This is a genomic window from Nocardia sp. NPDC004718 (assembly GCF_053601535.1).
Window position 1 is genome coordinate 19,861 of record NZ_JBSGCA010000060.1, and the last position, 14,644, is coordinate 34,504.

Here is a 14,644-nt window from a genome sequence, read left to right on the forward strand (position 1 = left end):
CGGTGCGCACGCAGTTACGCATCGTCGCTCGCCCAGGGACGCTTCCGGAGATTCATGCGAGCGGCGGGTTGTCGGCCCGCCGCACCGGACCGCGTGCGGTCCATCTGATCGGCACCGCCGCCACGCCGCTGGGCGGCGACGAACTCGACATCGTGATCAAGGTCGCGCCGGGTGCCGAACTGGTGGTCCGCTCGGTCGCGGCGACACTGGCACTGCCGGGCGTGGCGACGCCGCGATCGTGCGGACGCTGGCACCTCGAGGTCGGTAGTGGGGGAGTATTGGATTTCGACCCCGAGCCGATGATCGTCGCGGGCGGTGCGCGGCACCACACGGTCACCACGATCCGGCTGGATTCCGGCGCCCGGCTGCGAATGCGTGAACGCGTCCAGGTCGGCCGCGCGGGCGAGGACGGCGGCGTATGGCGCGGTGACCTGATCGCCGATGTCGACGACACGCCTCTGCTGCGCCACCGGCTGGCGCTGGGCGCGGACACAGCGGCCGACGACGCGCTGGCCGCGCCTCGCGCCCTGGAGAGCGAACTCGTCTATCCGGACGAGTGTGCCGCGGCGACAAAGGATTTGACGCAGACGCGGCTGCCGCTGGCGGCGGGTGGCAGTTTGTTCACCCGCACCGGGGCGCTGTTGAGCGTCTCCGGAATGGAGCGTGCCGAGCCGCGGCGCTGATCAATCGTGTCGTTCGATACAGGTGTAACCCGGCCGAGAGCTGGAGATAGAAAGGGTGGGAGCCCGACAGCGTCGTCGGGTTCCCACCCTTCCGGCTCGCTCGTCGGAAGCCCCATCCGATCAGCCGTTGGCCGTCTCCGGGGCCGTGTCTCCGGCCTCCGGAGCTGTGTCGGTGGCTTCCGAAGCCGGGGCGGTGTTCTCCGGGGCCGGATCGACCGCCTCCGGCGCGCCCTGCGCCCGGGGAGGTGCGCTCAGCGCGTGCACCGCACCGAGTCCCGCGCCGATCCCCGCGCCGATGGCGGCCAACGGGGCGGCCATCAGGGCCGCGCCGTAAGCGGCCCCGATCGGGCCCGCGGCGAGACCGATCGGCGCGAACGGCAGACCGATGGCCAGCGCGAGACCTCCGCCGACGGCCGCTCCGAACAGCGCGAACGGACTCGCGAACGCGGCGCCCGCCGCGGCGCCGATGGCGGCGGCGCCCACGGTCTGGCCCGCCACCCGATCGGACCTCGTGCGTTCCATTCCGATCGAGTCGAGGTACGTCGCGATATTCGCCTCGGCCATCGCGGCGCCGTCGTTGAGCTGGATCGCCTGCTCCCGGTACAGCCAATCCGGTGCGTCGACCTGCACGTCTCCGAAGCGGAGCTTGTGCGGCGGCGGCGCGATCGGCGGCACCGGGGCGACGGGAACGGGGCCGTGCAGCCCTTCCAGCGGGGCCAGATACTTCGGATTCGGCAACGGACGCGCCCACTGCAACGAACTCAGCGTGTCGTCCGGAATCCGCACACCTTCGTACGGGCGCACGTTCGGCGCCTCGGCCGCGGGCCACTGGGCCGGCTGATCGGTGGGTTCCGTCCGGGTCACCGGAACGGGGCGATCGGGCGCCGCGTTCGCGGTGCCGGTTCCCACCAGCGCGAGAACGAGAGGAACCGTTCCCACGGCGACGAGAGGACCCAACTTCGCCCGGTGCGGTTTGGGTGCTCGGTGCTTGCCTGTGCCCATAGATCACCTTTCATCCGAAGGAGACGTCGACGCCCCACATTCGGATCTGCCGGTGACCTGGATTGGTCGAACACGCTATTACGGCGGGATCAGCCGGCTTTCGCGTCGGTATGCGCCTTGTCCACCGCGACCCGGCTGTTGGTGGAAGCGCCGAGAGCGGCGGCCAGCTGTTCGGCTTCCTCGTCGTCGGCGTTGCTGATCGCCTCCAGAGCCAATCGTGCGAACACCCACTGCTCGGTGGCCGCCATCTGTCCGCGGCTGCGGCCGAGGAAGGTGACGAACCACTGGATGACGGTGATGATCCGGCTGCGGTAGCCGACCAGGTAGTACAGGTGCAGCGCCAGCCAGGCCAGCCACGCGATGAACCCGCCGAACTCCAGCTTGCCCACCTGGCACACGGCGCTGAACCGCGAGATCGTGGCCATGCTGCCCTTGTTGAAGTACTTGAACGGCTTGCGCTCCTGCGGCGCCTGGCCTTTCAGCCCCGCGGTGATCTGCCGGGCGGCGTAGGTCGCGCCCTGGATGGCGCCCTGCGCCTGCCCCGGCACGTTCGGCACCGACATCAGATCGCCGACCACGAACACGTTCGGGTGGCCCTTGACGGTGAGGTCCGGCTCGACCACGACCCGGCCCGCGCGGTCGACCTCGGTGCCGTCGGACTGGTCGGCGATCAGCTTGCCCAGCGGGCTGGCCTGCACGCCCGCCGACCACACCTTGCACGCCGACTCGATGCGGCGGATCGTGCCGTCGGAGTCCTTCACCGTGACGCCGAACGCGTCGACATCGATCACCATGGCGTTGAGCTGGATCTCCACGCCCATCTTCTCCAAGCGCCGCTCGGCCTTGCCGCCCAGCTTCGGGCCCATCGGGCCGAGCACCGCGCCCGCGCCCTCGATCAGCACCACCCGCGCGTCGCGCGGATCGATGTTGTGGAAGGTGCCCTCCAGCGTGCGGTCGGACAGCTCGGCGATCTGTCCGGCCAACTCGACGCCGGTCGGGCCCGCGCCGACGATGACGAAGGTCAGCAGGCGGTCGCGCTCCTCCTGGGTGATCGCGAGCTCGGCCTGCTCGAAGGCGCCGAGGATCCGGCCACGTAGCTCGAGCGCGTCATCGATCGTCTTCATGCCCGGCGCGTAGGTGGCGAACCGGTCGTTGCCGAAGTAGGACTGCTGCGCGCCGGTCGCGACGATCAGGCTGTCGAAGGGTGTGACGGTGTCCTTGTCGAGCAGGCGCGAGGTGACCGTCTTGGCGGTCAGGTCGATGTCGGTGACCTCGCCGAGCAGCACCTGCGCGTTCTTCTGCTTGCGCAGCACCAGCCGCGTGGCGGGCGCGATCTCGCCGACCGAAAGGATGCCGGTGGCGACCTGGTAGAGCAGCGGCTGGAACAGGTGGGTCGAGGTCTTCGAGATCAGCGTGATGTCGACGTCGGCGCGCCTGAGGTGCTTGGTGCCGAACAGGCCGCCGAAGCCCGAGCCGATCACCACCACCCGGTGCCGGCCGTTCTCGACAGTCTGAGTGCTCATCGTCCTGCTCCTCGATGGACCTGGGGGTCGTCCCCGGCGGGGGTTCCTGACAGCTAAACCGTAGCCGTCGAGTCGGGCACCGTCACGACGAGATGTCCGTTCTTGGCGTGTTGCGGTGCGATATCTCACTGCCGCCGGGCCGGGGCGGGGAGGATCGTCGCGACCGAACCGGCCGAGCGGGCGAGGTCGAGAGCCTACGATGGTAACTGTCGCTCAGGGAGGATTGCCATGGTCGCCGGTGACCGTGCGATCGGCCGGAAGCCCAGCGTGCGGGCCGATTCGGAGAACATCGCGCTGATCGAGGTACCGCACGGCCATCTGATCGATCGGGCCCTGGGATTGTTGCCGGAACGGCGCCAAGTGCTGGCCACCCCGCCGCGGGGCAGCGGCACCGTCGCGGTGCGCGGCGATGCCGGGCTGCCCTACCTGGGCCGGGCGTTGCACTACATGCGCTGGGGCCCGGCCGAGATGATGGAGCGTTACCGCAGGTACGGACCCGTCTCGCTGAACACATCGCTCGGTGTCGACCGGGTGCTGGTCGCGGGACCGGACGCACTCGACGAAGTACTCGGGCACCGGCGCCGTGACTTCGGCCAGGGCTGGGACTATTTCATCGGCCCGTTCTTCCGGCGCGGCTTGCTGCTGCTGGAATTCGACGAGCACAAATTCCACCGCAAGATCATGCAGCAGGCGTTCACCAGGGACCGGCTGGAAGCGCACCTGGCGGCGCTGACGCCGGTGGCGCGGGAGTACATCGCACGCTGGGTGCCGGAAGGGCGCGACGCCGAACGCACGGTGCGGCTGTATCCGGCGATCAAGGAGTTGACCCTCGAGATCGCCGGCGAGACGTTCATGGCGGTCGATGTCGGCCCGCGGCGCGGCCGGCTCATCGACGCGTTCGTCGACTGCACGCACGCGGGGCTGGCGATCATCCGGCATTCGGTGCCGGGCGGCAACTGGCGGGCCGGGCTGCGCGGCAGGAGAGTGCTCGAGGACTACTTCACCGCGATGCTGCCGGAGAAGCGCCGCGTCGAGACGGCGGACTTCTTCTCCGGGTTGTGCCACGCGCGCAGCGAGGACGGCGGCGTCTTCGGTGACGCCGACGTGGTGAACCACATGATCTTCCTGATCATGGCGGCGCACGACACCACGACGACGACCGCCACCGCCGTCGCGTACTACCTGGGCAAGCACCCGGAGTGGCAACAGCGGGTGCGCGCCGAGGTGCTCGACATGGACGCGCGCCTCGGCGACGGGGCGCCCGCCATCGCGGACCTGGAGGCGCTGCACGATCTGGACCTGGTGGTCCGGGAAAGCCTGCGGCTGATGCCGCCGGTTCCTGGACTGTCGCGCCGCGCCGTGCGCGATACCGAGATCGCCGGCCACTACATTCCGGCCGGCGCCCCGGTGGACCTCGCCTACCAGGTGAATCACTTGCTGCCCGAACTGTGGACCCACCCCGAACGCTTCGATCCGGAGCGGTTCGGCGAACAGCGGCGCGAGGACAAGTCGCACCGCCTCGCGTGGATGCCGTTCGGGGCGGGCGCGCACAAGTGCATCGGGATGCACTTCGGCACGTTCGAGGTGAAGACGGTGACCGCCGCCCTGGTGCGTGCATACGAGTGGCGGATCCCCGAGAAATACCGCATGCCCTGGGGATTCACCACGATTCCCTTCCCCAGGGACGGTGCGCCGATGACGTTGCGCAGGCGCGCGGCCGCCTGAGCGGCCGGGCGGTCAGCGGCCCGCGAGCAGGATCTCCGCCAGCTTGGTGTCGGTCTCGGCGCCTTCCGTGTAGCCGCCCCTGTCACCCAGCGAGCTCATGATGGCCAGGGTGTAGCGCTCGCCCGGTCCCGCGAAGCCGACCGAGTTGACCACCCAGCCGCCCTGTTCGGCCGACCAGCCGTTCTTCAGTCCGGGACGCATGCTCGCGCCCGCGCCCCACACGCCCCAGTGCTGGTTGGAGTCCACCGCGCGCATCCGATCGACGAGGTAGTTGCGGTCGTCGGGGTGCATGTGGTTGAGGACGTTGTCCATCAGGCGGTCGAGGTCGGCGGCGGTGCACTTCTGGAACGACCAGTCCGGGAACAGCGCGGTGTTGGTCGGCTGGGGAGCCAGCGAGGTCATCCCGTTGGCGCGGAAGGCGTTGTTGAACGCCATCCGGTCGACGCCCGCGTACTTGGTCCAGAGCAGGTCGGCGGCGCCGTCGTTCGAGGTCGCGAGCATGCCCTCCATCAGGCCGCGGTCCTCGGGGGTCAGGTTGATGGCGCCGACCCGCGCCCGGTTGAGCAGGTCCGCGGCGATCGCGAGCTTGATCGTGGAGGCGGTCCAGACCGCGTTCTCGGCGTTGGCGTTGGCGTAGACCCCACCGGACACCCGGTCGCGCAAGACGTAGCCGGTGACACCGGGACGATTGTTGAGGTAGGCGTCGGCCTTCGCGATGCGGCTGCTCAGATCGCAGTCGAAGCCGGGCAGGCAGCCCTGCGTGTGCGCGAGCGGCACCGCGCCCGCGGTCGGGAGCGCGGCGGGCAGGCTCGGAGCGATGATCGCCGCTGCGGCGAGGACACAGGCGGAAGCAGCCACGCGGGGAACGGTTCGGGTGGCGGGGGACGGATAACGCACGAGGGATGACGATCGCACATCGCGGGTCCGGACGCACGTCTTGAGCTCGGATCCAGGGTGTGCTAACGCCCGTTCCGGGTGCTTGCGCCGCAGTGGATTTCGATCGTCACCGCGCGGCTGGGCACGTCAGCGGAAGGCGGCGCGCAGTTCCTCGACGGTGCGTCCGTTGAGCCGGTAGCAGTGCTCGAAGGCCTCGGTGTGCCGGTCCCTCGGCCAGGAATGCAGGACTACGGTGCGACCGTAGTGGCGCGAGTTGATCAGGTCCCAGCGGTCACCGATCCGGCGGACCGTGAATCCGCCTTTCGGGAGCAGGGGAATCACCATCGCATCCATAGAACGCGAACCAGCCTTTCGGTGCAGCTCTCTCGTTCCGCCCCGGTGCAAGCTCTCCTCCCGGTGCAGCACTGTCGCACATCGCCGCGGCGGCGCCCGTGTGACACGTCGGAGTAATCCGTTCTGGTGTGGTCTATTTCACTGACCTCCGGATGGGGCGGTGCGGTTGCACGTCGGTCGCTGGGCGTATAAACGTGCACGAAGTCCGAGGCCGGGCGGCCGGACACCACCGATCGAGAGGGCGCAGATGCCGCTGCACATCCACCGTGCCGAGCGCGCCGACGTCCTCGCCCGTGCGCTCGCCGGAGTGCTGGCGTCGCCACAGGAAGACCCGTTCGCGGCCGAGGTGGTCGCGGTGCCCGCGAAAGGCGTGGAGCGCTGGCTGACGCAGATGCTCTCGGGGGTGCTCGGCGCGGGCGGAGCGGCCGACGGCGTGTGCGCCAACATCGCCTTCCCCTCGCCTGCCGCGCTGGTCGCGGAGGCGCTGGCCGCGGCGAGCGGGGTGGCGCAGGCGGAGGATCCGTGGGCGCAGGAGCGGGCGGTGTGGACCCTGCTGCGGGTGATCGACGCCTCGCTGTCCGAGCCCTGGTGCGCGGTGCCCGCCAGGCATCTCGGCGCGGGAGACACCACGGGCGGCGAGCACCGCGCCGGACGGCGCTACGCGACCGCGGCACAGGTCGCCGCGCTGTTCGACAGTTACGGCGCTCAGCGTCCCGCGCTGATCACCGAGTGGGCGGCGGGCCTGGACACCGATGGCGCGGGCGCTCCGGTACCCGGCGACCTGCTCTGGCAGCCGATGCTGTGGCGCGGGCTGCGCGCCGAGATCGGGGCGCCGAGCCCGGCCGAGCGGCTCGACGCCGCCTGTGCCCGGCTGCGCGCGCGGCCGGATCTGGTCGCGCTGCCGCCGCGGTTGTCGCTGTTCGGCGTGACCCGGTTGGCCGGCGACCAGTTGGCCGTGCTGTCGGCGCTGGCCGCCGGTCGCGACGTGCACCTGTGGCTCGTGCATCCGAGTCCGGTCCTCTGGTCGACCCTGAGCGAGCTGCCCCCTGCCCGCACGCGCGCCGAGGACCGCAGTGCCACGGCGGTCACCCATCCGCTGCTGGCGGGACTGGCGCGCGACGTCCGGGAGTTGCAGCAGCGGTTGGCCGCGTCCGCCGTCACGGGAACCGACACCTATCATCCGATCAGTGAACTCGATGACGTTGCGGCACAGCATGATTCGTCCATGACATTGCTGCGTGCGCTGCAACGAGGCATCCGGGACGATCGTTGGCCCCCGGTGGCGGGACAGGTCGGCGCCGACGGCACCGTGCAGGTGCACGCGTGTCACGGCCCCGCGCGGCAGGTGGAGGTCCTGCGGGAAAGCCTGCTCGGGCTGTTCGCGGCCGACGAGACGCTGGAGCCGCGCGACGTGCTGATCATGTGCCCGGAGGTGGAGGCGTACGCGCCGCTGGTGCGCGCGGCATTCGGGCAGCGCGCGCCGGGATCGCCGGAGACGCAGAGTGACTCGGAGCATCCGGCGCACCGCTTGCGGGTCCGCCTGGCCGACCGGGGACGCGGGGTGACCAATCCGCTGCTCGCGGTCATCGCAGTGCTGCTCGAGCTGGCCGACGGCCGGGTGACGGTGACCCAGGTGCTCGATCTCGCCGCCGCCGAAACGGTAAGGCGTCGTTGCGGATTCGATGACGACGACATCGAACGATTGCGCGAGTGGGCGGCCGAGTCCGGGGCGAGATGGGGCATCGGGCAGCGTCAGCGCCAAGCGTTCGGGCTCGCCGATTTCGCGCAGAACACGCTGAACAGCGCGGTGGACCGGATCCTGCTCGGGGTCACCGCGGGCGAGACCTCCGACGATTGGCTGGATCTCGCGCTGCCCTTGGACGACGTGGACAGCAACGACGTCGATCTGGCCGGACGCTTCGCGGAGTTCGTCGACCGGCTCGCGGTGTGCCTGCGCGACCTGCGCGGCCCTCGTCCCGCGCACGAATGGGCGGCCGCGCTCGGCCGCGCGCTGGATCTGCTGACCGACGTGCCGGACGCGCAGGCCTGGGTGCGTACCGAGGCCAGGCAGGAACTCGCCGCCGCCACCGACCACGCGGGCGAGGTGTCGTTGCGGCTGGCCGACGTCGGTGTGCTGCTGCGTTCGCGGCTGGCGGCGCGCCCCACGCGGGCCAACTTCCGCACCGGCGAACTGACCGTCTGCACGATGGTGCCGATGCGGTCGGTGCCGCACCGGGTGGTGGTGCTGCTCGGCCTGGACGACGAGATGTTCCCGCGCGCGAGCGCCGCGGACGGGGACGATGTGCTGGCCCGTGAACCCCTGCTGGGCGAACGCGATCCGCGCAGCGAGGACCGGCAACTGCTGCTGGACGCCGTGCTCGCGGCGCGGGACACGCTGCTGGTGTTCCACACCGGCGCCGACCCGGTCAGCGGGGCGCACCGGCCGCCCGCCGTTCCGGTCGCCGAGCTGCTGGACGCGCTGCGGGCCCACGTCGGCGCCGCGGCGATGCGCTCGGTGGTGACGCGGCATCCGCTGCAATCCTTCGATCGCAGGAACTTCCGGGCCGAGCAGCCGTTCAGTTTCGACACGGTGGCCCTGGCCGGCGCGCACGCGGCCGATGGACCCGCGCTGCCGCGGCCCGGATTCTTGGCCGCGCCGCTGCCCGCCGCGCGAACGGCGGATGTCGCGCTGGCCGATCTGATCTCGTTCGCGGAGCACCCGGTGCGCGCTTTCCTGTGGCAGCGGCTCGGTCTGCGGGTTCCTGAGCACGACGAGGACATCGCCGACCGGCTGCCCATCGAGCTGGACGGCCTGGCCAAGTGGGAGCTGGGCGAACGCCTGCTCGCGGCCCGCCTGACCGGCGCGGATCCGGCCGGGCTGCGGGCGGCGGAGTGGCGGCGCGGCACGCTGCCGCCGTTCGGATTCGGCGCCGCCGTGCTCGACGAGGTGGAGCACACCGTGGACCGGTTGGTGCGCGCCGCGCAGGCGGACTACGCGGTCCCGGCGCGCGCGGTGGACATCGCGATCGACCTGGGCAACGGGCGGCGGCTCACCGGCACCGTGCCCGAGGTGCGCGGCGACACCCTGGTCCGCACCACCTTCTCCCGGCTGGCCCCCAAACACCGGATCGGAGCGTGGGTTTCGCTGCTGGCGCTGACCGTCACCGAGGACCGTTCCTGGCGGGCGGTGAGCACCGGCCGCGGCCAATTCGGCCGTCCGACCTGGCGCTGCGAGCTCACCGCACCCGACGCGCCCGCGGCCGTGGAAATCCTGCGCAGGCTCGTCGCGCTGCGCGACGAGGGCCTGACCGAACCGCTGCCCGTCGCGCCCGCCGCCACGGCGGTATACGCCGAACGTCGTTTCCGCGGCGCGAGCACCGACGACGCGATCGCGGCGGCGGAGCGCGAATTCAACGGCGGCCCCAACGGTCCAGGGCCCTTCGGCGATCACACCGACCGACACCTGCGCTACGTCTGGGGCCCGGCGCCCCGGCTCGAGGAACTCATGGCCGCGCCCGCCGCTGCGGGCGAACCCGGCGAGAGCACCCGCTTCGGCGCGCTGGCCCGGCGCATGTGGGCCCCGTTGCTGGCCGCGGAAAGCCAGGGCCAGCCGTGACCGATCGCGAACCGACGCGGCACGTGACACCGGAATACGCCGCCGCGGCGCGTGTCGGTTGCCGGTGGGCGGCCGGGTGCGCGGCAGAATGTCAGCTCGGACAGTCGTTTCGGGTCCGTGTGGCGTGGCCGGTCACCGGGGCGAGCGCGACGTCCGCCGAGTGTGTGACCACCGGCCGCGCAAGAAGGAGGCGCACATGACCGTGCAGGAAACCTCCTTCCCGGCAAACGCTTTCGATGCGGCCGCGTTCGAACCGTTCGGACCGCTGCCCACCGGCACGACTGTGCTGGAGGCCAGCGCGGGCACCGGCAAGACCCACGCCATCGTGGGTCTCGCCGTGCGCTATGTCGCCGAGGCGGGTGTCGACGTGTCCCAGCTGCTGCTGGTGACCTTCAGCCGTGCGGCGACCCAGGAGCTGCGAGAACGCACCCGCGACCGATTCGTCGCCGTCGCCGCGGGATTGACCGATCCGGACGCGGCCAGGGCGCACGCCGACGAACTGGTCCGGCACCTCGCGCAGGCCGGGGAAGACGAGGTGCGGTCGCGGCGGCGACGGTTACTGACCGCCCTGTCGGATTTCGACGCGGGCACCATCGCCACCACGCACAGCTTCTGCCAGCGCATGCTCGACGAACTCGGCCTCGCGGGTGAACACGACCCGGGCACCAGGTTGGTGGAGACCGTCGACGATCTCGTCGGCACCGTCGTCGACGATCTGTATCTCAACCGCTACGCGCGCGGGGAACCGCCGTTCTCGGTGAAGGAGGCCCGCACGCTCGCGCTGGCCGCCGTGCGGGACCGGCATGCGGCGCTCGAGCCCGACGGCGAGGCCGGCGAGCGGGTGGCATTCGCGCGCGCCGTACGCGCGGAGACCGAGCGCCGCAAGCGGCTGGCCGGGCTGCGCGACTTCGACGACCTGCTGGTACTGCTGCACGACGTGCTCGCCGACCCGGAGCACGGCCCGCGCGCGTGCCGTCGCATCCGGGCGCGCTACCGCGTCGCCCTGGTCGACGAATTCCAGGACACCGACCCGCTGCAATGGGACATCCTGCGCAGGTCGTTCCACGGGCATGCCACGTTGGTGCTGGTCGGTGACCCCAAACAGGCGATCTACGCCTTCCGCGGCGCGGAGGTGCTCAGCTATCTGGACGCGGTGGCACACGCCGACGTCCGCAAAGAACTCACCACGAACTGGCGCAGCGACGCCGGACTGCTCGCCGCGCTGGATCACCTGCACGGCGCGGCGGCCCTGGGGCACGAGGAGATCCGCGTCTATCCGGTCGCCCCGACCAGACCATGGTCCCGGTTGTCCGGACCTTCGGAACTCACCACGCCGCTGCGGGTCCGGTGCCTACCGCGCACCGGCGCGGGACCGCTGAACAAATCCGGCTTCCCGGCCGTCGGGCGCATGCGGGCCAGGGTCGCCGACGATCTCGCCGCCGATATCGTGCGCCTGCTCGAATCCGGTGTGCGGCTGGATGGGAAAGCGGAAACGGTACTGTCCGAAGCCGATTCGATCGAGGCGGTCGACACGGCGCGCAGGCCGATCGGGCCGGGCGATATCGCGGTACTGGTGCGGACCCGCTCGCAGATCGATGTGGTGCGTGCGGCGCTGGACCGCGTCGGCGTCGCCTCCGTGCTCGCGGGCGGTATCAGCGTCTTCGCGACCGACAGCGCCACCGACTGGCTGTGGGTGCTGCGGGCGCTGGAACAGCCGCATCGCGGCGACCGGGTGCGGCTGGCCGCGTGCACACCGCTGTTCGGTGTGACCGCGGCCGAGATCGATAGCGAGGGGGCCGATCTGGTCGGCCGGGTGAGCGCTCAGCTGCGTGAGGCGGCGCGGCTGTTCACCCGCGCGGGATTCGCGGCCGTGTTCGAGAAGATCGCCGCCGAAACCCGCCTGGCGCCGCGGCTGCTCGCCGTGGAGAACGGGGAGCGGCAGCTCACCGACCTGCGGCACCTCGCGCAATTGCTCGACCAAGTCGCGCTCACCGAGGGACTGGGGCTGACCGCGCTGACCCGGTGGCTGGCCGACCGCGTGCGCGATCCCGCCTCCGGCGCCGTCGCCGACCGCAGCCGCAGGCTCGACCGGGACGCCGCCGCCGTCCAGATCGCCACCGTGCACGCGAGCAAGGGACTCGAATTCCCGGTGGTGTACCTGCCGTTCGCCTGGGACAGCGCGAAGAACCCCTACCCGGCGACGTTGCTGTTCCACGCCGACGACGGTGCGCGCGTGCTGGATGTCGGCGGCGCGGACGCTCCCGGATACGCCGAACGCAAGGCGCGCAGCGAAGCCGAGGAGGCGGGCGAGGAGCTCCGGCTGCTGTACGTCGCGCTCACCCGCGCCATGTGCCAGATCGTCGCGTGGTGGGCGCCCGCGATCACCACGGCGGCATCGCCGTTGCACCGTATGGTCTTCGGCCGCGCCGATCGTGGCGCCGTCGCCGCCCGAGCCACGGTTCCCGCGGACACCGTTGCCGCGCAAACGCTTACGACGTGGGCGCAGGACGCGGGCGCGGCGATCTCGGTGACGGCGGTGGCCGGGACCGACGGTGTCGCGATCCGGCGAGCGCGCACCGGGCCCGTGCCCGGCGCACTGGCCGCGGCCCGCTTCGATCGGGCGCTGGACCAGCAGTGGCGGCGCACCTCGTACTCGGCGCTGACCGCCTCCGCGCACGGTCCGGCGGCGCCCGAATCCGACAGCGAACCGGAGGGTGCGCCGGGGCCGGGCGACGAGCCCGCGGGTGCCTCCCTGATCGGTGCGGCGGAGCCGGAACCGTCGGGCGCGGCGTCGCTGATGAACGCGCTGCCCTACGGCGCGGAGTTCGGCACCTTGGTGCACGGCATCCTGGAGCGGATCGACACCGGTCGTCCGGATCTGGCGGCCGAGGTGCGCGATCGGTGCCGCGAGGCGGTGGGCGAGCTGATGGCCGAAGTGGATACCGACGTGCTTGCGACGGCGCTGCTGGCGGTGCTGCGTACTCCGCTCGCGGGCGGCTGCCTGGCCGGCATCGCCCCCGGCGACCGTCTCAGCGAACTCGAGTTCGAATTGCCACTGGCGGGCGGGGACCGCGTCGGCGCCACCGCGGCGACGCTGCGGCGCGTCGCCGAGTTGCTGCGTGAGCACCTTTCGGCCGACGACGACTTGTTCTCCTACGCCGAACAGCTCGCGGCGCTCGAGGACATACCGCTGCGCGGTTACCTGACCGGCAGCATCGACGCCGTGCTCCGTATCGCGGGCGACGCGCACCCGCGATTCGTCGTCGTCGACTACAAGACCAACCGGCTCGGCACGGGTGATCTCACCGTCGCGCACTACACCCGCGACCGCATGGCCGCGGAGATGCTGCGTTCCCACTATCCGCTGCAAGCGCTGCTGTACTCGGTCGCGTTGCATCGATATCTGCGCTGGCGGTTGCCCGGCTACGACCCGGCCCGGCATCTCGGCGGAGTCCGATACCTGTTCGTGCGCGGCATGATCGGACCGGAGACGCCGGCGGGCTGCGGCGTCTTCGACTGGCATCCGCCCGCCGACCTGGTCGTGGCGCTGTCGGCGCTGCTGGCAGGGGAGGCGGGGCGGTGACCTCGATCCAGGTGGCGCAGCGCGGCACCGGGCTGCTGCGCACGTTCAACGAGGCCGGTGTGCTCTCGGCCGCCGACGTGCACGTGGCGCTGCGGTTGGGCCGGCTGGGCCGGGAATCGTCGGAGCCGGTGCTGTTCGCCGCGGCGCTGGCCGTGCGTGCGGTGCGCTCCGGCTCGGTGTGCCTGGAACTGCACCGGATGCGGGAGATCGGCGTCGACGCCGACGAGAACTGGGACGCGGGCATCGATCCGGCGACGCTGCCGTGGCCGGACATCCCGGCCGTGGTCGCCGCGCTGCGGGTGAGTCCGCTGGTGCGCGGTGGACCGGCGGGTCCGTTGCGGCCGCTGCGACTCGTCGAATCCCAGGGGCCGGGCGATGCCGGTCCGCTGCTCTATCTCGATCGGTACTACCGGCAGGAGCAGACGATCCGGCAGGTGCTCACCGAGCGCTCCGCACACCATCCGGTGGTCGCTCCCGGCATCGTGCGCCGGGAGCTGGACCGGTTGTTCGACGCGTCGGCAGGCACGGCGCCGGATCGCCAGCGCCTGGCCGCCGCGCTCGCCGCGACGCACTGGACCACTGTGGTCGCGGGCGGGCCCGGCACCGGCAAGACCCACACCATCGCGCGGATCATCGCATTGCTGTCCGCGCACCGCGAGACCGAGCCGAAGTTGCCCGCGCTGCGCATCGCGCTGGCCGCTCCCACCGGGAAAGCGGCGGCTCGCCTCCAGGAAGCCGTTCGCGAGCAAGCGATTTCGCTCGGATTGCCCGAACTCACCGCCGCCACCTTGCACCGGCTGCTCGGCTGGCAGCGCGGCCGCAGTACCCGGTTCAAGTACCACGAATTCAACCGGCTGCCCTACGACGTGATCGTGGTCGACGAGACCTCGATGGTCTCCTTGACCATGATGAGCCGACTGCTGGCCGCGCTGCGCCCGGACACCCGCCTGGTCCTGGTGGGCGACCCCGACCAGCTCGCCTCGGTCGACGCGGGCGCGGTGCTCGCCGACCTGGTCGCCGGACCCGTGGCGGCCACCCCGAATCCCGTGCTCGACGAGATCCTCGGTCTGGAGGCGACCGGCGAGCACGCCGAGGCCCTGACCGCGCTGGAGCGCACCCGCCTGCGCGGCGGCATCGTCCGGCTGACCCGGGGCCGCAGGTTCGGCGGACGGATCGCCGAGCTGGCCGTCGCGGTGCGGGCGGGGGACGCGGACGCCGCGCTCGAGCTGTTGCGCGCGGGCGGCGACGAATTGTCGCTCAGCGCGCCCGACGAGCTGACCCC

At 71.5% G+C, this 14,644-nt stretch carries 9 protein-coding genes; 5 read left to right on the top strand and 4 right to left on the bottom strand.

Going from position 1 to position 14,644, the window contains the following annotated elements; genetic code table 11:
- The first annotated feature begins 2 nt into the window (after positions 1-2).
- On the top strand, positions 3-683 hold the full coding sequence (locus ACWEH3_RS30865) for an urease accessory protein UreD (protein ID WP_450014905.1): 681 nt from the start codon (positions 3-5) through the stop codon (positions 681-683).
- Positions 684-803: 120 nt separating this feature from the next.
- Here the strand turns inward: ACWEH3_RS30865 and ACWEH3_RS30870 are convergent, their stop codons facing one another.
- Together ACWEH3_RS30870 and ACWEH3_RS30875 are read right to left on the bottom strand one after the other, a co-directional pair.
- The gene (locus ACWEH3_RS30870; protein WP_450014904.1) at positions 804-1,622 is read right to left on the bottom strand and encodes a hypothetical protein; all 819 of its coding nucleotides are present in this window, start codon (positions 1,620-1,622) and stop codon (positions 804-806) included.
- A gap of 152 nt (positions 1,623-1,774) precedes the next feature.
- Positions 1,775-3,208: an NAD(P)/FAD-dependent oxidoreductase gene (locus tag ACWEH3_RS30875; protein WP_450014903.1), complete on the bottom strand. Its 1,434-nt coding sequence runs from the start codon at positions 3,206-3,208 to the stop codon at positions 1,775-1,777.
- 228 nt (positions 3,209-3,436) lie between these two features.
- Here ACWEH3_RS30875 and ACWEH3_RS30880 point away from each other — a divergent pair, with 228 nt between their 5' ends.
- On the top strand, positions 3,437-4,933 hold the full coding sequence (locus ACWEH3_RS30880; protein ID WP_450014902.1) for a cytochrome P450: 1,497 nt from the start codon (positions 3,437-3,439) through the stop codon (positions 4,931-4,933).
- A gap of 12 nt (positions 4,934-4,945) precedes the next feature.
- On the opposite strand, the gene ACWEH3_RS30885 is transcribed toward ACWEH3_RS30880, so the two are convergent.
- Entirely contained in the window at positions 4,946-5,791 is an 846-nt protein-coding gene (locus ACWEH3_RS30885; protein ID WP_450014901.1) for a tat pathway signal sequence, read from the bottom strand.
- A gap of 165 nt (positions 5,792-5,956) precedes the next feature.
- Positions 5,957-6,154: a hypothetical protein gene (locus ACWEH3_RS30890; RefSeq protein ID WP_355070929.1), complete on the bottom strand. Its 198-nt coding sequence runs from the start codon at positions 6,152-6,154 to the stop codon at positions 5,957-5,959.
- A gap of 256 nt (positions 6,155-6,410) precedes the next feature.
- Between ACWEH3_RS30890 and recC the strand changes: the two genes are divergently transcribed.
- From recC to ACWEH3_RS30905, 3 genes are all read left to right on the top strand, one after another.
- On the top strand, positions 6,411-9,779 hold the full coding sequence (gene recC / locus ACWEH3_RS30895; RefSeq protein ID WP_450014900.1) for an exodeoxyribonuclease V subunit gamma: 3,369 nt from the start codon (positions 6,411-6,413) through the stop codon (positions 9,777-9,779).
- 196 nt (positions 9,780-9,975) lie between these two features.
- Complete coding sequence (locus ACWEH3_RS30900; RefSeq protein ID WP_450014899.1) at positions 9,976-13,362, top strand: UvrD-helicase domain-containing protein; 3,387 nt, start codon at positions 9,976-9,978, stop codon at positions 13,360-13,362.
- Positions 13,359-14,644, top strand: a 1,286-nt coding sequence (locus ACWEH3_RS30905; RefSeq protein WP_452358439.1) for an AAA family ATPase, incomplete at its 3' end; no start/stop codon positions are given. The genes ACWEH3_RS30900 and ACWEH3_RS30905, both read left to right, overlap by 4 nt.

What these genes read in the sequence shown, in the direction of transcription:
- ACWEH3_RS30875 (WP_450014903.1), bottom strand. Translation starts at nt 3,208, where the DNA reads ATGAGCACTCAGACTGTCGAGAACGGCCGGCACCGGGTGGTGGTGATC.
- ACWEH3_RS30880 (WP_450014902.1), top strand. Translation starts at nt 3,437, where the DNA reads ATGGTCGCCGGTGACCGTGCGATCGGCCGGAAGCCCAGCGTGCGGGCC.
- ACWEH3_RS30890 (WP_355070929.1), bottom strand. Translation starts at nt 6,154, where the DNA reads ATGGTGATTCCCCTGCTCCCGAAAGGCGGATTCACGGTCCGCCGGATC.
- recC (WP_450014900.1), top strand. Translation starts at nt 6,411, where the DNA reads ATGCCGCTGCACATCCACCGTGCCGAGCGCGCCGACGTCCTCGCCCGT.
- ACWEH3_RS30900 (WP_450014899.1), top strand. Translation starts at nt 9,976, where the DNA reads ATGACCGTGCAGGAAACCTCCTTCCCGGCAAACGCTTTCGATGCGGCC.